Genomic DNA, 21,166 nt, shown 5'->3' on the forward strand with positions numbered 1-21,166 from the left:
TAATGCATTAATTGGCCTGAACACGAATCGGCGCGGTGGCAGCAAATAGCCATGGACGAGCATCACTGTTTACGCGCGGTGACAAGGTTTCTCTGACTTGCTGATGGTAATCATCAATCCACTGCTTTTCGCTCTCGCTCAGCAGATGCAACTCAACCAGATTCAAATCAATGGGCACCAGCGTCAACGTGGAGAAGCGGCAAAAACCAGGGCGACTGTCGATAATTTCCACCTGATTCTCAATACGGATACCGTATTGTCCGGCCAGATAATATCCTGGTTCGATGGTAATAATGTTGCCCGCAACCAGAGGCCAGGGATTCACTTTCTTCGCAATGCGGTGCGGCTGCTCGTGGATCAACAACTGATGTCCGACACCGTGGCCGGTGCCATGATCGTAATCCAGGCCCAGCGCCCAAAGTGCCCGACGGCTAAACGCATCCAGTTGATGCCCCTGAGTACCGCTCGGGAATTGCAAAGTGATCAGCGATAAAAAGCCTTTCAGCACCGCAGTGTAATGCAGTCGACGCTGTGGATCCTGCGGGCCAAAGGCGAGGGTGCGCGTTGTATCCGTAGTGCCGTTCTGATACTGACCACCAGAATCATTTAAATACATCGCCTGAGAGGTGATGGGGGTATTGGTTTTTTCGCTGGAATGATAATGACACATTGCCGCATTGCTGGCTGATGCTGAGATCGTACCAAAACTTTGCTCAATAAACCCAGGCTGCTGCTGGCGAAACGCCAACTGTTTTTCCTGGGCTTCCAGTTCGGTTACCGGATTACCCGCAGCCTCACGTAAGGGGACTTCATGCGCCAGCCAGGCGAGGAAGTTCACCCAAGCGGCACCATCCTGCTCATGACATTCGCGATAACCCGCCAGTTCTGTGTCATTTTTATGTGCTTTGATAAGCGTTATGGGATCGGGTGCCCAGAGGAGTTCGCCGCCGTGCTGTTCAATGGCGAATCGCAGTGCAACCGGTGCATAGTCTTTATCGACCAGGAAGCGTTTCCCGTGGGCAAGTTGCTGGCAGCGAGACAGAAAATCCTCTTGTGGCGAAATCGTTAATGCGTTCAGTAGCGCTTCGGGTAACTGCTGCGTTTTGTTGGCATCCACAAACCACTCCAGTTCACCACTGCGATGCAGCAAGGCAAACGAAAAAGGCACCGGAACCATATTGAGATCTGAACCGCGCACATTGAGCAGCCAGGCGATGTTATCGGGCAGGGTGATTGCCAGAAAGTCAGCCTGATGCTGAGCAAGTTGCTCGACGATCCGTGCGCGTTTCTGCGCACTGCTTTCGCCGCTGATCTCAATGGGCATTTCGCGGATGATGCCACAGGGGGCAGCCGGACGGTCGAGCCAAACTGTATCGAAGGGGTCGGTTTCCAGCGCGACCAGTTCGCAATGAGTGGCCGAAAGCGCCTCAAACTGGCTGTTGACCATCAGCAGAGGCTCAAAGCCAATGCGGGTACCTGCTGGCACATGCGTCTGCAAATAATCGGCCAGCGGCTCGTCGTGTAAATGATGAATCTCGAAATCGTCCAGGGAGACTTCGTTACGGACCTGGACCTGGTAACGTCCATCGACAAACATCAATGCGCGATCGCGAAGCACCAGTGCCAGACCGGCTGAGCCGCTAAAGCCGGTAAGCCAGGCCAGTTTATTGTCGTGTGGTGTGCAATCCTCACTCTGATGAGCGTCGGCGCGTGGAACAATCATACCATCCAGTCCCTGTGCTAACAGGAGATTGCGCAGGGCGGAAAGGGGCGTTGAGTTATGCATAGTTACCTTCAGGCCTTAACGGAACGGCGGTTCGTTGAACGTACGTAGTTTGCGGGAATGCAGGCGATCGCCTTCGGCGCGAAGCCGATCGATTGCCCGAATACCGATTTGCAGATGCTCGGAAATTGCACCTTCATAAAAACGGTTGGCCTGGCCTGGCAGTTTAATCTCTCCGTGCAGCGGTTTATCGGAGACGCAAAGCAGGGTGCCGTAAGGTACGCGGAAACGGTAACCCTGCGCGGCAATCGTGGCGCTCTCCATATCGATAGCGACGGCACGACTGAGGTTAAAACGCAGCGCAGAGGCAGAATAGCGTAGCTCCCAGTTACGGTCGTCAGTGGTGACGACCGTGCCGGTACGCAGTCGCTGTTTGACCTCTTCACCGGGCATGCCGCTGACCTCTTTGGTCGCGTCATACAGCGCGCGCTGGACTTCGGCGATGCTCGGAATCGGAATATCTGGCGGCAGTACGGCATCCAGCACGTGGTCGTCGCGTAGGTAGGCGTGGGCGAGAACGTAATCACCTATGGCCTGGCTCTCACGCAGGCCGCCACAGTGGCCAATCATTAGCCAGACGTCAGGACGCAGGACCGCCAGGTGATCGCAAATGGTTTTGGCGTTTGACGGGCCAACGCCGATATTCACCAGTGTGATCCCCTGACCGTCGGCGGTGATTAAATGCCAGGCGGGCATCTGGTGCTTCTTCCAGGCAAGATCGGAAATAGCCTCTTCCGGTGCCTCAGTTTCTGCGGTAATCCAAATTCCACCTGCGCATGACAGCGCAATATACGGACTGTCCGGGTCGAGGATCTGGCTACAGCCCCAGCGCACAAACTCATCGACATAGCGAGTGTAGTTGGTGAACAGTACGAAAGGCTGAAAATGTTCTACCGGTGTGCCGGTGTAATGGCGCAGGCGTGCAAGTGAAAAATCAACGCGTCGGGCGTCGAAGTGCGACAGGGGAGAAAATTCTGCCGGGTGAAATGTTCCATCCGCGGTTTCATCGCCAATCTGCGACAGTTCGGTAGTGGGGAAATGGCGCGTTAATCCGGCGCTCATGGAGCGGTCGAGCGTCAACTCAGAACCGTCTATCACGTAGGGGTAGGGGATCTCGTGCTGGGACGGTTCGACAGAGATATGCGCATCGTAATCCTGGTACAGCAGGGTGAGCTGTTCTTCAAGATAAGGTCGGAACAGAGACGGGCGAGTAATGGTCGTGGTATAGCAGCCAGCATGGGTAAAACGGCCATAGGCGCGTGTTTTTGGAGGATTCGTTGCGCTGCCATCCCAGGTCACAGAAAGTGAAGGGTAAACAAAAAGACCTTTATCTCGGGCGATGATGTCAGGAAGCGTCCCGGTTTCAATGTACTTGCCAATGGCGCTACGCAGAGCCTTAACTGATTGCTCATACAATGCGTCCAGTTTATCCAGTGCCTGAGCCGGGGTCAGGCTGGAGCCCTTATTGTTCATGTCTGTCTCCTTGTTCCACAGATGTGCTGCTCTCCCGATAGTATGTCACAGGAATGTGAAACAAAAGTCAGACGTTAAGGAAGAATCTGCGAAGGCCGAACGGCCTTCGCAGAACGGCTTAGCCGTGTGGTTTATCTTTCATCAGAATTGCGGTCGCGGCAGAAATAAGACACCCCGCCATCAGGTATATGGCTACGCTGTGCCAGTTTCCGCCCGAGAAGGTCACCAGTGCCGCGGCAATAAACGGGGTAAAGCCGCCGCCAACGACGCTGGCTACCTGATAGCCAACGCCAGCACCGCTGTAACGGTAACTGGCGCCAAACAACCCGGTAAACATTGGCTGTTGCACGCAGACCACCATGTCGTGGGCGATGTTTGCCAGCATAATGGCGAAGAATACAATCCAAAAGATAGACTGTGCCTCAAGGGCCATAAAGAACGGAAAGGCACAGAGCGTGCCGACCAGAGCGCCGGTAATGTAGACCCGTCGGCGGCCGAAGCGGTCAGCAAGCCAGGCGAAACAGGGGATGGTCAGACAGCTCAACCCACCAACTAACAGACCGATATTCAGAAATAGCTCGCGCGGTAGACCCAGATTTTGCGTGGAATAGTTGAGTGCAAACGCGGTGACGATATACATGGTCAGCAGCTCACACAGGCGCAGGGCGATTATCTTTAAAAATGCGCCCGGATGGCGGATTAACGCCTCAACGACCGGCAGCCGCTTTTTCTCGGGCAGAGGTTCCTGTTTTTGCTGCTCGAACTCAGCTGATTCATCCATGCGGTTACGCATCCATAATGCACCAAGTACCAGCACGATGCTGAACAGGAATGGGATGCGCCAGCCCCAACTCAGGAACTGCTCATCGGTTGTTTGCGAACTGATCAGCGAAACCAATCCGGTCGAGAGCAATAGGCCAACGCCATAACCCACCTGCACGCCGCTGCTGTAGAAGGCTTTTTTATTTTTTGGCGCGCTTTCGACAGAGAGTAACGCCGCGCCGCCCCATTCGCCGCCGACGGCAAAACCCTGAATGGCGCGTAGTGTTACCAGCAGTACTGGAGCCCACCAACCGATAGTGTCAAAAGAGGGGATGATGCCAATCAACGCCGTGGCAATACCCATCACCCAGACGGTAAGCATCAGCATACGTTTGCGGCCAAGACGATCGCCGAAGTGACCGAAGATAACTCCGCCTAATGGGCGGAATAAAAATCCGACACCAAAGGTGGCAAAGGCCGCGAGCGTGCCCATCGCCGGGCTGACTTGCGGGAAAAACTCGCGGTTAAAGACTAACGCGGCGGTGATGCCATACAGAAGAAAATCATACCAATCGACCACGGCACCGGCGAAGCTGCCCAGTGCGGCACGTCGAGCGCGATCGCGATGATGTAAAGAGGAGTCCTCCTGAGGACTCGCGGAGATGAGGGTGGAATCCATAGCTATCCTGTCTGTACTGATTTTTTGTTATTAGTATTGGAATAAGGTTACGCACATTGCAGTCGATATATTAGCGACTGTGATGAGACTACCGCGACAGGCGGGAAGAGAAAACGATTTTATCTGTTACAACGGAGTAAGATGATAAATAGGACGAAAGATAAAGTAGAAAAGCAAAAAGCCTGCTTAGTTTCCTAAGCAGGCTTCTTAAATTTGGCTCCTCTGACTGGGATCGCCCTTGCCAGTAACTGGCTAATAAATAAGCTAAACCTGAATTCCGTTTCTGTCAAGACCACCATAATGACCACCCAATAGGCCGGGTTACATAAATTGATTTGAGCGGTCTACGTTCATTTGGTAATCGTTACTATGGTTTTATCTACGAGGGTAGTGTTGTTTCTGTCCTCGTAGTGGAATTGTACCCGTGAAAATGCCCTGGGAGCCTGTTCTGTGCATATGTTGTGTGAAAAGGTGTTTGGTCAAAGAGAGACGGCCGAAAATAGAGCTTAAAACCGTGCTCGTGTGTAAAATTTGGCCCTAACTATCCAATTGAGCAATTTCATATTTTGCGTAGACGCGCGCCCTAAGTTTATGGCAAGGGTTTTCACACAGTCTGCGCCAATAGCGGATATTAAAGGTATTCAAGTAGTTACAATAGTATGTTCTGGCTTAGGTCTCTAAACGTGGATATGGTGAAATAAAATAATTTTTAAGGGTCAAGATTTCTATGAATATAGCAGTAAGGAGCGTAGACAAAGTCAGAGTATCACGTGCGGGACACACTTTTCATGAACGGTGGGCAGCGCGGCGAGCTCTTCAGCTTGTGTTCCCGAAGGATGATCTTTTCGCGATAGTGATCGAAGGCCTATCCCCTAACGAAGATCTAAAGCTTGGAAAAGAGGCAGAGGATATAGCTGACCTTGTTCTTTATTATGGCAATGGAGATACTTTCGAGACCTGCATAGCCCAGCAGATTTTGCAGTTCAAATACAAGGAAGCTTCCGAGCCCGTCACATCATCCTATCTGAAAAAAACGATCAAGAAATTCGCTGCAACACTGCGAAACTTTAAGGCCAGCATTTCGGATGAAGATATAGCGAAGAAATTGTCATTCGGGTTCGTGACGAATGCGGAATTTTCTTGTGAGCTTTGGGATGCTATCGCGTGCTTGAAATCGGGTCGTGCACCGGGGTCCAGTAGCGCCAAGAAGCAACTTGAGTACCTCAAAACCTGGTGCAAGGAAGAGAAGGTCGAAGCGAAGGATATTTTCCTGCTCATCGAGTTTCGTGCTGCAACAAATGATTTACCTGCGCAGAACCGATTCTTGCGACGAACAATCAGTGATTGGTCGGCTGACTCAAGCGGACTGGCTGCAAGGAGGCTGTTTGCACTCGTAGAGCTTGTCCGAGAGAAGTCGCAAATCGAGGGGCAGGGCAAGAATTCTATCAGGCGTGAAGATATCCTCGATGCTCTTGAATGTGATGAGGATCAGTTATTTCCAGCGGATACGCGGTTTGTTGATGTTGGTGATGTCGTTGAGCGCAGCGCCTCGCAAGATGTCAAAGACGAGATCGAAGCCAGCAATCTTCCCGTATTCCTCCATGCTGACGGCGGTGTTGGAAAAACCGTCTTCATCCAGAGCCTGACCACATATCTGACAGATACTTTCGAAATCGTGGTGTTCGACTGTTTCGGTGGCGGGTCGTATCGCTCTGAAGCCCAGGCACGTCACCTTCCTCGGGTTGGCCTTCTGCAAATCGTCAATGAACTGGCGACCCGCGGACTCTGCGATCCACTTTTTCCAACCGACAGCGATCAATATGGGTTGATCGAAATTGCCCGCAAGCGTTTCAAGCAGGCGAGCGAGACTGTCAAAAGTCAGTCTTCACTGCAAGGTATACTGGTTGTTTTGGACGCAGCAGACAATGCGCAGTTGGAAGCTGAGGCGCGAAATGAAATCGCCTTCCCTAGACTTCTCCTTGCATCGCTGAGCGCAGAACCTATCGAAGGTGTGAAGCTTCTGCTTACTGCGCGTCCTCACAGGATGGAAAGTGTAATCGGAAAGAGCCAGACGAAGCGTCTCGCGCTCGAACCATTCACGAAGGAGGAAACTTGGAGCTTTCTTGAAACAAGGCGTAAAAATATCACCGATGTGGAATTTTCCGCAGTTTTTGCGCGATCGCAAGGAAATGCCCGCGTCCTTGAGTACCTCGTCGAAAGTTGGGACTCGCATGTGTCCGGCAATGCGCCGCAGAGCGAAATATCCGTCGAAGAATTGATCGCACAAAAATGCGTGAAGATATTCCGGGATCTACATATGGCAGGCTGGCTTGAGAGCGAGATTCGCGAATTCTTCGCCGCTTTATCGCTTCTTCCACCACCCATTCCGTTAACTGAACTTGCTGAGGCTCTGGGCTGGTCAGAAACGCAAGTCAAAAGCGCGGCATCCGATCTTGCGCCGATGCTTGAGCTGGTCAAACATGGTGTGATTTTTCGCGACGAACCCACTGAAACCTATATCAAGGATCACTATGCAAGAGAGGCAGCAGCCCAGCAGTCCATTGCACATAGGCTTCTAACGCGCCAGAAAGATTCAATGTACGCTGCAGAAGCGCTTCCGCATTTCCTTGTGGTAATTGGCGACAGCGACAGAGCTTATCAGCTTGCTGGCTCCGATGAGTTTCCTTCTATGATCGAGACTGAATATGGACGGCGAAAATTGAAACTTGCGCGCCTTTATGCGGCATTCTCGCTTGCCATACGAGGCGACAACCTAGACAGAGTTCTGAGCTTGACCATGCAACTCTCACAGGTAGCTTCGGCAAATGCGAGGGGTGATCAGTTTATCCGGCGTTCTCCGGCACTGGCGACGATCCTTGGAGATTCTGATGCCTCTCGCCGCCTGTTCAATGATCGATCTGGCTGGCGCGGTGGGCGTGATGCACGTCTGATCGTCGCTTACAGTTTTACCGATGAACTAGACGAAGCGCGCATTCATCAAAACAGGGCCATTGGGTGGATAAATTGGCATCTTAATAAAGATGATGAGACCAAACGGTTTGACCGCTCGGGGCCGGAAGCATCTGACGTCGCGGCGATTATGTTCTTGAGTGTACTGAAGAACGAGTACTCGTCGTTTAACCGGAATATCCAGATATGGAGTTTCAAGTTTGCACTTTCCGTAATTGAAGAACTGATCACTCTTTGCGCACAACACGAAGTCTCGAATGGAAGTGATGCTTTGCAGGCCCTCGCCAAATTCGCAGCATCGAAAAGGTGCCTGTCTCTTACCTTGCAAATCGGTCTCCTGTCTAAGGAGTATGGCCTTTCGAAAAGCCAACTCAAGGCTGTTTCGCTAGCGACGAGTTTGCTTTCACAGAGTTACAAGAACAAAGTTCCGCAAGATAACTCCGACTATAAAATGGAGCTGCAGGGGGCTATTGCTGGTGCGGCGATGGACTCCTTAATCGTGAATTCAAGGCAGGCCGCGAAGCGGTTGCTCAAGTTATGTCGATACCGTAGGCCATCATGCTACGACTATGGCGAACGTCATGGCATTAACGGTGTTTGGATGTCTGTTCAATCGGCTTGCATCACGTCCTGGTCGTCAGGCAAAGAGCTGTCTTTTCATCGCCTTTTGCCGGAGGAAGTGAAAACAGGGCGAAAGGCAAAATCTATAGCCACCGAAGCTGACTTCAGCGCGTTCCTTGATAACCTCATCATCACAAGAGACCACAACAGGGGGCGAAAGGGTCGGAAGCCAGAGAAACGCAAGCAGTTTTCCGGGCATGAACGAGAAGATATTGTGAAGGGCGTGGCCTGCGTCCTGCAGCTAGTCAAACCTATTGAGTCAGCCCTTCTGTCGAAGGTTACGCTTTCAAATGACGTTCTGGCCGAGTTCTTGACTGTCTGGAAATCTTCGTTGAGACCCGATGTCCACTGGAGAGCTGAAACCGGAAGAGACAATGTTGCGCGACACGTCGGCATTGGACTTGCCAGACTGCTGCTTCGCCATTGCGAAACGGTCGAAAAGAAAGAGGCTGAAGAGCTCATTCAAATCATTGGCTTGAACCGGTTTTCGCTGGGTGACAAGCTAAGCGTACTCGCTCTTATCGCTAGGTGCCCCAATCTGTCCGATGTCGCAGGAGCGTACTCCGCGATGATTTCCAGCGACATAGTAAAGGATGACTACATCGAACAACGCGGCGAGTCCTACCAGGATTTGGCTGCATCGTTGCTACCGATGAGCATTGGCGAAGCACAGGAGTACTACGCACAAGGTTTGGTTGAACTTGATCAGATGGGTGGTAATGACTTCGACTTGATTTACTCCGCCTTGCACTACGCCGCAGAACAGCCTGGAGGGTTTGTGAAGCCGGAGGTCTCGCACCGGCTCATGAACCTTTGTCAGACGATCTTCCAGCATGAGCCATCAAAGTTCGGATGGACACTGTTCGGACGTGCCGCCGCTTCATCCATCGGCTTTCCGGCGATATATAAGCTGATACGCTGGGATGATCAGGATGTTGTGGATTATTCCTACGGACTTCCACAGCTTGCCTGCTACCTCGCGAAAGCGGGACATCTTGATGCGCGCCGTGCGGCGGTGCTTCTCACAATATGTGAAGATCATGGCTGGCATGAGTGGCAGGTCGGTAAGGGTTTGCACGATCTGCTTTCGGTTGCCAATCCCAAGGAAAAGGCTGCAATCTTCTCTCTTGTGGCAACGAAGCTCGATCAAGAGCACAGTTTTGGTGGGTGGGAAGGGCTCTGGGAGAGCCTGCTGGGCTGTGTGGATGCCATTGAAGAGATCAATGACTTGAGTTTACGTGATCATCTCCAAGGTCAGCGGGAAGCTGCGCGGCGTAGGCGCGTCATCGAAAATACCAAAAGAAATTATGGTGGGGCGAGCGCTGAATACGGAGTACAGGAGCGTAGCAAGAAGCAGGATGAACAGGCTCGAAACAAAGCCGTCGCGACGATTGTTGCCAAATGTGACTTTACATCTGCATCATCGGTGGATGAGGCAATTCAAAAAATTAAGTCCAGTGATGGGCTGCTATTCGTTAGCAGAGGTCGCCTGCTAGAGGAACTCCGGACTGCTTGCCCGTATGCCAAAAGGGTCAAGTTTCTTGAGGCACTTTGTGAGTCTACCGAGCTTGAATTTGATCGCGCACTCGACCTTATAATCGAATGCGTGGAGGTTTGGGGCAATAGTTCGGTGCATGCAAGGAAGAGCGCACCTGATCTGATCAAGAAGCTTTTTGCATTCAAGGGATCCGAGCTTTTCGAGCTCCAATATTCGGGCATCTCCAGACACATCCTTCGTCTATCCAAACTTTGCGGCGATCCAAAATTCGTGTTGCAAACCGTTTTAGAAACGGTAGCGAAGGAGCGCCTTGAGCTCGGAGGAGACGAATGGCTTCAACTGGCGACCAGTCTATCTCGCCACACTGACCCTTCGACGGCTTTAGATGCCTTTGAGGACTTGCTTTCCAGTTCAGTTGCAAAGGTTGGTGATGAAATTGGCGAAGGTGAGTATCGCGCTGCGTTCGCAGGTAAGAGTGACGAAAGTGACGTCCTCGCTGATATCATCTGGCATCTGCTTGGTGATAGTGATGCCTTTGTCAGATGGAGTGCCGCACGAAGTCTGAAGGGCATGCTTGATGTCGGATTGACAGAAGATATAGGGTGCTTGCTTGATCGTTTTGATTCGGTTGACAACTCATCTCTGGCCTCAGATGAGCATCATTTTGCTTTTCTGAATGCACAGCAATGGCTGTTGATGGGATTGGCGCGCGCGGCTCTGCACAATGGAGAAAAGCTCAAACCTCTGAGTTCAAAAATTGCAGCGCTAGCTAAGCGAACCGATTTGCACGTGCTCAACAAACTTCATCTTGCCCGATGCCTCAGACATATTGAAGGCGATAAATTCATGAGTTCCGAACTGGAGAAACTGTGGGTAGATGTTCAAATGCCTCTAAAAGGTATCGTTGAACGCGATGGCTGGCCGGTCAATAAAGACCGACGAACTGATTTTGATTTTGGATATGAATTTGATAAAACCGATATTCCAAGCTTGGCAAGACTTTTTGATATATCGAAAAATGAAGCCAGTGATTACATAACCGATGAAGTGATCAAACGTTGGCCAAGTGCAAAAAGCATTTCCGATTTTCCCGAAACGACTCGCTACCGTCCCGACGAACAGTTCGAGACCTATGCTGAACACATTCAACGGCATGCTCGCCTTTTTGCAGCAACCACACTCGTGAAGACCTTACCCGTGGCACGACAATGCTATTATTTGGATGGCCTGAACCCTTGGCAAGAATTCCTACAAGACGAAGATGTTTCGTTTGATGATGGCTCATGGTTATCAGATCATAAAGACTGTGTTCCAGAAGAGGCTCGGGTATATCTACTCGGGGAACGCAAAGAAAATCAAGAAACGCTTCTTGGCAAAGAGTCGCTGTTTGCAAAGGTCGGTTTTTCCCAAGACTCGGATGATCAGTTCCTACCGCTTTACGGTTACTGGACTTCACCGGATGGCGTACATGTCCGTATAGATTCCGCGCTGATTAAGGGGCGTGGTGCGGTCGGGCAATGTACAAAGTTTTCTAGGTCCCCTGATTACGATCTTTGGTTGCCACGTTTTGGTTCAGATGGACATGTTGATCGCTACACTGCGAATAATCCGTTCAACCCATTGATTTGGGAACCGGAGAAATATCCCATTGGTATTGACGAGGGTGAAGAGTGGGCCGCTCGGGGAGCTAAAGCCCGTCCAAAACTAGGGCTGTCTCTCAACAAGTTGCTTGGACTGGTCTCCGATGATGATGAACGGCTGTGGCATGACCATATGAATAGACTGGTATTGAAGAGCGGAGTCTGGGGTGAGTGGAGGCAAGAACCAGATGCTCGTAGTAAATATCGGGATGAGGGGGCTATCCTGTGGGCAGAACGTGAGTGGCTCGATGAAGTGCTCAAATCCAGCAAACGAGGCCTCATCTTCACGCTCAGTTTCTCAAAATATAAATCAAGCGACTCATCTGGCATCCGAGAACGATATGTAATCTTGAAACGAGGTGGTGTTTCCTCCCGCATTTGGTATGCCAAGAAGGCATCTAAAAGGGAGTAATAGTTGAGTAATACACTCTTTGTCGTGAGGCGTGGCTGGTTGACTGAAAAAATCTGAAGACCTTCTAACCCTGCAAACAGGAAATGCCGGGTTAGGAGAATTTGCTTACACCCGCTTAGGTAAATGACGGTGTTAATGAGCTGCCTCGATAAAATCAAATGAGAATACGAAGAAATTTCAAAAATACCGCTTGATTCTGACGCGTCCGCTAAGCGGGATACTTAAACTCTGTGTATAAATCTTATCGGAAGACATATTAAATATTTCAGGAAATATGTTGCCAAAGATGTATCTCGACGTTAATTTTGTATGAGTAATGATCAGGAAAGAAGGTGGGGAGTGCATCACTTACGGGTGAGGCACCATCTATTAAATGGTGATGATTCCAATTAGTAAAACATGTATTTTCAATGAAGGCCCCGATGACTTTTTCATGCAGCTCAACAGAACGTGAGAAGCAGATAGTTCGGCGAGCCAGACGCTTAATGCGGGTTCTTAGCGTCAAATTGTTACGCTCAATACGTTGAGTAAATATTTTACCAGTTAGATGCATCTCTTTCGGTACTTCGCTGGCATAATTGCCCCAGTCATCGCTGGTTATCATGCCGATATTAAACGGTGTGAGCAGGGCTAGCAGTTCACGGCAGGTTTCATCCGTCCGTTGCCCGAACCTATAAGCCAGAACACCACCTGTTTTGGTGTTGTATGCATACCAGAGCCAGTGCTGACTGACTTTACTGCCGACAAAACTCCATTGCTCATCGAGTTCACAAATAAACGCCACATCGGCATGAGCGACCGGAGATGAGGTTATTCGCTTGGCGCGAGTTTCTAAAGTGCGAATGACGGTGTCAATGCCTATTTTGAGCGTCCTTGCCGTATCCCGGACACCGGCCACGTTGAAGGCCATTTCGGTAATTTGCTCTTTGACGCCGGGCTTGCGGGCCTCATAGGTATAGGTGAGCCGAAATACGCGATAGCAGTCACGACAGCGGAACCGGTCATGGCCTTTAGGGTCTTGCCCATGACGGTAAAGCTGAGCAGACTCACAACGGGGACAATGAACATTAACGCTAGCCATGAGAAAATCGCAAAAGCAGGTATTATACATCAATTCAACTAATTAGAGGCATCACCTAACTTGTTATCCAAATGAGATCATGAGTCTGTTACATTTTTGTGTGCTTTTCGACATTTCCTAAAAAAAATTATGGAAAAAATTTCTTTCCAGTATTAATTTGGGATAATGAAATATTTTTCATCATCAAGGATCCTTTTTTATGGACGATAAAAAACCATATCTATATTTAAACGCGTTTTTGGTAAAAAGTGAGTACGCCTCAATAAAATATTCAGACTTTCTTAAAGCATCGTCTCAAGTGAATGCTTACGAGTTAGATAATAAATATGAGCTTGACGGAATGTTATTCATAAAAATACCGGAAGAAAAAAGTCCAATATGGAGGGGGTTCACTGAAAAACTTATCGGTTCGCCACTTGGTGAGCTTGCTAATCGTTCTAGCTCTGCAGTGCTTATTATCAAAACAGCAAAGGCAACAATGGCTTTCACATTCGGCTATGGTCGATTCTTAATAGATACACAATATTTTGTACATGATTTTGGTATCAAAACTGCTCTTAATACACTTAAACATGATAGTTTGCGTAGTGTTGATCTATTCACTCTGGAGGATCAGGCTGTTCAGAAAAAGTCACAAGCTTCAAGAGAATCATCGATTGGTGTATTTGGAATTGATATTTCAAGGGATGTTCTACGGGCTGTTACTGGATCACCAAAATCGGGTATAAATTTAAAAAATATCTCTGGTGGTGACTCTGTATATTCATTCGGTATCGAAATTAACATAAGTGAAATAGCATGCCTTGTTGATTTGCTTTCTGGTTATTATAATAATGAATCATATAAAAAAGATTTTTTGTGGGTCGATAACATTAGAAAAGTCAAAGTTAGATCTGAAATTGAAAATTTGGACAAAAACTTACTAGATAATATAAAGTTAAAAAGTGAAGGAATAATAATCACTATCCCTGAAATTGTTCAATGGGATACTATCTATGGTTTCAGTTTTACGCGTGCCAAAAACTCAATTAAACCAATAATTGAGAAGGATGAATATCTTAATAATATTGATGTTGCAACGATTTCAATTGATTCAATTAAGCGAGATCGTTTATTTATGTATGATGTTCACGAAAATGAATTTGAGTATCAGATATATAAGTGTATATATTTTGAATATAAAGAGAAAAGCAAAACTTATATCTTGTTTTCTGGTGTATGGTATGAGATTGATAATGTATTCATTTCCAGAGTAGATGCAATACTTGCGCGAATAAATGTGTCGAAATTAACCTTTCCAAGCGTTTATGTATGGGAAGAAACTAAAGATAAAGAGAAAAAACTAAAAATAGAAACTGAAGGTGATTATAACGAAAGGGCTGCTAGTAGCCAGGGGTATTATTTACTGGATAAAAAACTGATAAAAAGCAATAGAACAACTACCTCTATTGAACTTTGTGATTTGATGACAAAAAATAAACAGTTTATTCATGTAAAGCATAGAAAAGGTGGTTCGGCTGGTTTAAGCCATTTATTTGCTCAAGGTAGTGTTTCTGCTGAGATTTTACTTGGTGATAAAGAATTCAGAAAAGAGACTAGAAAAGTTTTAAAGAAAGTAAGCGAAGGTTTGCAGGATAGTGTTCCGCTTAACAACTTCAAAAGCGATGGGGTTGAAATCGTTTTTTTAATTTTAGGTGAAGAATCCGCGAGCTTAAAAAACAACTTACCATTTTTTAGTAAGGTAAATTTATCTAAGGCTTTTGAGAATCTTTCCCAAAGAGGATTTGATGTTACTATTGCTGGTGTTGATACAGAGGAAAAACCAAGTTTATAACAAAGTGCTGTCGTAGCCCCCCTGGTAATTGTCATATTTTATGGGGGGCAGAAGTATATTATATGGGTGTAACCCTTGACCCTGGCCCAAAATCAATGCAGTGCTAAATCAGAGATCCTCGTCTTTCCGGAGACTTCGGACGAATTCAGCCGGAGTCATGTCATTTAATGATGAATGCGTTCTCTCGTGATTATATTCCCTGCGCCAGTTGTTGAGTTTGTTCTGCGCATCTTCCAGCGAGAGGAACCAGTGAATGTTCAGGCATTCATCCCGCAGACTGCCGTTAAATGATTCAATAAACGGGTTATCCGTTGGTTTTCCGGGGCGGGAGAAGTCCATTGTGACACCGTGCTCATACGCCCATTTATCCAGACTTATCGAAATAAACTTGCTGCCGTTATCTGTCTGAATACGTACCGGCAGGCGCTTGCCCAGCACCCGCAACCCTTCCATCATACCGACCACATCCTCACCTTTCAGCGACTTTCCGGCATGGATCACCAGACACTCCCGACTAAAATTATCGACTACAGTCAGCGCCCGGAAACGTCGTCGGTTAAACAGGTTATCCGACACGAAATCCATACTCCAGCACTGATCGACACCGGTCAGGACGGAACGTTGCTGACGATGTGCTGCACTGACATGCCTGCGCAGGCGTTTTCTCTGCAAGTTCAGTCCTTCCAGACAATAGATCCTGTGCGTTTCCTTGTGGTTAACAGGCCAGCCTTCCCGTCGTAACTGAATATTAATACGCGGGCAACCGTAGCGGATCCGGGTTTCCGCTATTTCCCTGATGCGCAGGGTTATCGCCCGATCATCCCGCCGGCTCTGCCAGTGGTAAACGGTTCTGCTCTGCATCAGCAGCCCGCATCACCGTCGACACTGATACGGTAAGCCTCCCGCAGAAAATGCACCGCCTGATGCTTCTGAGTCGGCCTCAGAACTTTTACTTTTGTACCTCCTGCAGCATCTCCTTGTCTAGACTCAGGTCAGCCACCAGTTTCTTCAGCCGCTGATTTTCATCCTCCAGTTGCCGCAGACGCCGCAGTTCCGTTACGCCCAGACCGGCGGATTTCTTCTTCCTGTTGTAAAAAGTGGCCTCAGAAATACCCATCTTTCGGCAGACTTCCCCGACACGAGTGCCCGTTTCGGCCTGTTTCAGCGCAAACGCAATCTGTTCTTCGGTATAGCGGGTCTTTTTCATGGCGATGTCCTCTCTGTGAGATGGAAGAAAGACCAGAGACTTCAGTTTAGCCTGGCACTGTTTACAGGGATACTTACAATGGCACTCATTCATTCTGGTGAAAATCGGAATCCGATTGCGTCGGGTGATTACATCCCGGAATCGGGCTAGCATTACAGCCCCCTAAGGGTGTTGTTTGCAACGGTTCATGTTTGTCTGAGTAACTATATTCCTGAATGTGTTGCTCCGAATTTACGGATTGCCTTGTAGATAAGGGCTGTTCTGGCGTTGTGCTTTGAAAGGCGTACACCTGAGTAGCACAGAGCCACAGTAAGGGGAGTAGGGTGCAGCGGGTGAGTACATTCATATATTCTCCGGTCAGAAGTTACACCAATTATATGACATGCCTGATTGACTCAATAAAGCTTTAACGAAGAACGGTATATATAAGGCTAGGTATAGATCTCAACATACCGATAATCACCGGGAAATATTGTGCTCAGATTTTTCGTTAATGTTCATGGTCAGGTAACAAGGGGCGCTGCAGTAATGACTTATGAACCTAATAAAAAATTTCGGCACGACACTTTTATCTTTTTTTTCATAATAAAACCTCCTTTTTTTGTTTTAATTGTCCTCCGGATGTTTCGGATATTGGATGTCCGTAACATCCGGAGGCTGCGGGGGCGGGCGGCAAAGAGCCCGTAAAGATGCACTGAATGAATGGCAAATCCCTTCAGTAATGAAGAAAATACGCAATCAATGCTGGGTGTGCTTTGTTGATCACTTTTACTGAAGTGCTTTTCTATCTCAGAAGTAGGTTGTCCAGAAAGAGGAAACTGGCATCGCCAGTACCAATGCAGGAAGCATACTGGCTACCGGGAAGACCTTGATACCGGAAATACGCAGGCCAGTCGCCACCATTAGAACTCCACCCACAGCTGAAAAGTCGGCCTGCATGGCAGGCGTGGTCAGGGGCAATATATATATCGCGCTGTAGGCGAGAGCTAACTGGATGATAAGCTGGGGGAGAGCGACTAATGCCACGGCGTAACCAAGGGTTGTGGCAAAAATGAGGGCGGTCAGCAAATCCAAGAACGCTTTCGCGATAAGGATACTCGAGTCCCCGGTCATGCCTTCGTGCATCGCACCAAAAATACCGGTGCCACTGGCACAAAAAAGGACGATGATCGCCACATAGTTTTGTAAAAACTGCGCCTGTGAGTCTTTGTCTCCGGGATCGCTTTTCACGACGAGCTCCACCAACCCACGGGCTTTTCCGCCCAGGTGGCTTATGCCTTTTTCCAGATAGCAGAGCTCGCCCACCAGTGTGCCGAGAAGGACCGAGAGAACCATGACGGGCATATGGCTGACACTTGTCACAAGGACGATCCCCATACACAGGGAGGCCGCACCAAAAATGAGCGGCATTGAGGTACGTAACCTTTCAGGTAGACGTGAGCTAATGATGGCTCCTGCCATCCCGCCGATGACGACGGCAGAGCCGTTAAACCATGGGCCTGTAATCATAGCGATTTACTCCTGTTATTCAGGTTGGGAGTTTCACCCCAGCGCGGCAATGTGTCGCAATCAAGGTCGAGTAAACTCAGCGCCCGCGCAACACTATGAGCGATGATGTTCTCAGTACTTGCAGGGTGTGCATACCAGGCAGGTACGGGTGGAAAAATGATGCCGCCGGTTTCGGTAACCTGAAGCATGTTACGAAGGTGCCCGGCATGCAGCGGCGTTTCTCGGACCATCAGAACCAGCCTCCGGCGCTCTTTCAGGGTCACATCGGCTGCCCGCGCCAGCAAACTGTTGGTAAAGCCCGCCGCAACAGCGGCGAGGGTGTTCATCGAGCAGGGGGCAATCAACATCCCGGATGCCATGAACGAACCGCTGGCGATGTCGGCGGCAATATCATCAAAGGGATAAATTACGTCAGCCAGCTTATGAACGTCGTCTTCTGACAGAGTGGTTTCCAGACTGCGGGTCAGATGAGCGGCAGGAGAAATCACAACGTGACTTTCCACGTGAAGTTGTCGCAGATAACGCAGGGCCTGCACTCCATATAAAAAACCGGATGCACCACTGATCCCAATGATGATGCGCTTGCGAGGAGAACATTCAGATGTCGACATTATGGCGTCCTCAGTACTTGAAGTTATCCGGGAGGAAACGACTGATCTCGACCTCCATGAATTCGCTGCGGCGAAACTGGCCTTTCATCGTGAACGGAACGGTACAGTCGAAAATAGTTTTACAGGCGATCCCGTGGTCGCGGACGGAGTAGCTAAAAGCCGGGTCAGAGGACGGATCGAGGGGATGGCACCTTACGCCGGGTATGAACACCGTGCTGATATCCCCCTGATAGCGTGTCGTCATTGCCCATATCACGTCATTGAGATCGAAAATATCCACATCGTCATCAACCAGAATCACATGCTTGAGTTCCGAGAATGCGGAGAAGGCCAGAAGAGCCGCCTGACGCTGACGACCTTCATCGTTTGGCAGACGTTTTTTAACCTGCAATACGGCAAGATATTTTCCGGTCCCGGGTGATGGGCAGTGAACATTTTGCACAAAGCCGGGAAGGGCGCGCTCCACTAGTTGCAGAATACTGGCCTCGGTGGGGATCCCCGCCATATTGGTATGCTCGTCACTTGGACCAATGCAGGTCTGCAGAATGGGGTGACGGCGATGGGTGATGGCTTTCACTTTAATCACTGGCACCATTTGCTGCGCCTGTCCGGTATAGCCGGGGAATTCCGGCATGGCTTTACCACTGTTGGTATTTTGATCTTCCCTGACCCGATAGTTAGGAATGAGTTCCCCCTCGATAACGATTTCTGCGTTCGCAATGGCCCGGGCATTCACGGTCAGACACTGGCATAGCTCGACAGGCTGTTTGCGCAAGCTCCCTGCCACTGACAGTTCGTCAAAACCAAGTGGAGTTGTGGGCGGTTCGAAGCAGGCACCGATTTCAATGGCTGGGTCGACACCAATGCTGATCGAGATAGGAAGTGGAGCCCCGTCTTCCTCGGCCTTCTGGCGGAACACATCCAGATGCCTGCCGGGAACGAAGTACATGGATATTTCATCCCTGTTTTGTACGCACAGGCGGTGAATAGTGATGTCGTGATCGTCGGTATGTGGATCGGCGGCATAGCACATCCCGAGAGTGAAGTAAGGACCGGCATCCTCCGGCGTATTCGTGGGTGCTGGCAGGATATTGAGGATACTGAAATCCGGATCGGATGCCAGATGGACTACTTCCTGACAGACGGCATTTTCCTGCGGAATAACGACAGGACTTATCGGGGTGCTTACCGCGTCTTTCAGTAAAAAGGCCAGCTTATCGGGTGTGGTATCCAGTAGCCGGGCCACGCGTTTTCGCGAGGCGAGAAGGCCTATCAACACTCGCATATCGGTATAGCCTTTAATCCGGTTAAAGAGCATGGCTGGACCGATACGGGTCGGACGCATGACCGTACCGTGCGCCCCAATGTAGCGGTACACCCCTGACAGTTCTGCACTAGGATCAACGGGTTCATCGGTTTCAATAAGCTCATCATCAAACTTGCGCAGTACGGCCAGCGCACTGCGTAGGTCAGTCACTTTTTTTGTTTGAGACATTACGTTTTCCTCAGTAAGTCGCCGGGAGACAGCATGCTCGGCGTGCTTTTATCTTCATCCTGCAGGCAATTACAGGACGAGCCGTTACATCACTGACAGTATGTGAGGCAACATAAATTCCCGTCTAATCACATTAACGACGTTTTTAATGTGGGATTGTTATAGAAAAATAGTGATTGGAGGAACGTGTGGACTATCGGTATTTGCATGCATTTGTGGTGCTTGCCAGAGAACTGCATTTTGGAAAAGCCGCACTACGGCTCAACATCACGCAGCCAGCCTTAAGCCGTCAGATTAGAGTGCTGGAAGATCAGCTTGGCATGGTGCTATTTACGCGTGATCGCCGTCATGTGGCGCTGACTGTGGAGGGGACTCAGCTTGCAGCGGAGGCGCGGAGCGCTGTCAGTCATTACGAAAAAATGCTGAGCCGTGCGAGTAGCCTTCGAAAAGGGTATAAAGGACAACTCATACTGGGCTATGTCGGATCTTCTATTCTTGATCCCGCCCTGACACGGTTAATCACCTGTTTTCGCGAGACTAAACCGGATGTTGAGATTGTTATTGAGGAGCACAACGTTGACGAACAGCTCACCCTCCTGATTGATCATCAGCTGGATATGGGGCTGCTCCGATCACCTGTTCCGCATTTTGCCAACCTGGACTACGTGGATATCGCCACCAGGTCACTCATCGCCGCAGTACCGCACACGCATCCGCAGGCAGGTGCCGGTAAAATAGAGCTGGAGACGTTGTCCGGGGATACATTTATGATCCAGAAAGATCCGCCCGGGGTCGGGCTAGGCTGGTCTGCATTACATGCCTGTGAAATGGCCCGTTTTGTCCCGCCAAAAATCTATTTTACTCGTGATGTTGCGGTGGCTATTGGCATGGTGTCGATGGGAATAGGAGTTACGCTGGTGCCAGAAACCCAGCGTTCTGTAACATTGCCTAATGTCTGCTACTGCCTGCTGCACGATCCCGAAGCCACAACGACCTTGACGCTTTGCTGGCCGAAATTCAGGAAAAGCAGGGAACTTATCCAGTTTGTCCGTTCTTTAACGCTTGGTTGAATCTTAAGAAATACCCTGCCTCATATCTAAATAGCTGCCGTTGAGTCATAGCCAGCTATCAAAATTGAGAAGACAAAACCGGGGAGAGGTGCCCCAGATCCCATCTTCAGGAAGATATGTTTCAGGAATGCATTCGTGATGCTGGGGATACCGGCAAGACGATTTTCTCATCGGGTAATTCTGCGGTATCGGAACAGTTGACGACAGCAGGGTGGTGAATGGGAACCTCAGGATGAAACGCTCGGGCAAGAGGGATGGACTGTGCTGAAGAGAACACTGACAGAACGAGCATGATGCTTGCAAAAAGGGGACTCTGGATATTCATTGTTTATCTCCTGATGATATTCATCGCTCCAGAGAATACGCTTGTCACTCTTTTTATTTGTTTTCCTGAATTAAAAATGCCCGGTTTTATGTGGTTCTTTCGTAAACGTTATTACATTAATTGACATCAAGTTTCTATCTCCAAATTGAGGTTAAAAATAATTGCCCAAGTTTTTATCATACAAATTAACCGGCAG

The 21,166-nt window shown here is 49.2% G+C and carries 9 protein-coding genes and 2 pseudogenes; 3 read left to right on the forward strand and 8 right to left on the reverse strand.

The features are described from left to right. Positions 1–7: 7 nt before the first annotated feature. The 3 genes from FCH32_RS22395 to shiA form a co-directional block, all read right to left on the reverse strand. Entirely contained in the window at positions 8–1,786 is a 1,779-nt protein-coding gene (locus FCH32_RS22395; protein ID WP_117341771.1) for an aminopeptidase P family protein, read from the reverse strand. A gap of 15 nt (positions 1,787–1,801) precedes the next feature. Beyond that, complete coding sequence (locus FCH32_RS22400) at positions 1,802–3,256, reverse strand: AMP nucleosidase (protein WP_115258852.1); 1,455 nt, start codon at positions 3,254–3,256, stop codon at positions 1,802–1,804. Positions 3,257–3,374: 118 nt separating this feature from the next. Next, on the reverse strand, positions 3,375–4,697 hold the full coding sequence (gene shiA, locus FCH32_RS22405; RefSeq protein ID WP_096757535.1) for a shikimate transporter: 1,323 nt from the start codon (positions 4,695–4,697) through the stop codon (positions 3,375–3,377). A 727-nt stretch (positions 4,698–5,424) separates the two neighbouring features. On the opposite strand from shiA, the gene FCH32_RS22410 reads away from it, so the two are divergent. Then, positions 5,425–11,838: a hypothetical protein gene (locus FCH32_RS22410; RefSeq protein WP_217439120.1), complete on the forward strand. Its 6,414-nt coding sequence runs from the start codon at positions 5,425–5,427 to the stop codon at positions 11,836–11,838. Between the two features lie 394 nt (positions 11,839–12,232). Here the strand turns inward: FCH32_RS22410 and FCH32_RS22415 are convergent. Further along, positions 12,233–12,919: pseudogene (locus FCH32_RS22415) on the reverse strand (IS1 family transposase); the annotation flags it as partial. 199 nt (positions 12,920–13,118) lie between these two features. On the opposite strand from FCH32_RS22415, the gene FCH32_RS22420 reads away from it, so the two are divergent. Then, positions 13,119–14,753 carry a TIGR04141 family sporadically distributed protein gene (locus FCH32_RS22420; protein WP_174361555.1) on the forward strand — a complete coding sequence of 545 codons (1,635 nt, stop codon included), beginning with the start codon at positions 13,119–13,121 and terminating at the stop codon, positions 14,751–14,753. 108 nt (positions 14,754–14,861) lie between these two features. Here FCH32_RS22420 and FCH32_RS22425 read toward each other — a convergent pair. The 4 genes and pseudogenes from FCH32_RS22425 to FCH32_RS22440 form a co-directional block, all read right to left on the reverse strand. Continuing rightward, positions 14,862–15,960: pseudogene (locus FCH32_RS22425) on the reverse strand (IS3 family transposase). Between the two features lie 789 nt (positions 15,961–16,749). Then, a complete protein-coding gene (locus tag FCH32_RS22430) occupies positions 16,750–17,469 on the reverse strand; it encodes a DUF554 domain-containing protein (protein ID WP_174361556.1) in 720 nt (239 codons plus the stop codon). Further along, a complete protein-coding gene (locus tag FCH32_RS22435) occupies positions 17,466–18,080 on the reverse strand; it encodes a UbiX family flavin prenyltransferase (protein ID WP_174361557.1) in 615 nt (204 codons plus the stop codon). Before FCH32_RS22435 ends, FCH32_RS22430 begins: the two co-directional genes overlap by 4 nt. 10 nt (positions 18,081–18,090) lie before the next feature. Beyond that, complete coding sequence (locus tag FCH32_RS22440) at positions 18,091–19,575, reverse strand: UbiD family decarboxylase (RefSeq protein WP_174361558.1); 1,485 nt, start codon at positions 19,573–19,575, stop codon at positions 18,091–18,093. 188 nt (positions 19,576–19,763) lie between these two features. Here FCH32_RS22440 and FCH32_RS22445 point away from each other — a divergent pair, with 188 nt between their 5' ends. Continuing rightward, positions 19,764–20,645 (forward strand): LysR substrate-binding domain-containing protein, encoded by an 882-nt coding sequence (locus FCH32_RS22445; RefSeq protein ID WP_174361559.1) that lies wholly within the window; start codon positions 19,764–19,766, stop codon positions 20,643–20,645. The last annotated feature ends 521 nt before the right edge of the window (positions 20,646–21,166 follow it).

It is taken from the genome of Citrobacter gillenii, assembly GCF_013337685.1.
In the GTDB taxonomy this organism is placed as follows: Bacteria; Pseudomonadota; Gammaproteobacteria; order Enterobacterales; family Enterobacteriaceae; genus Citrobacter; species Citrobacter gillenii.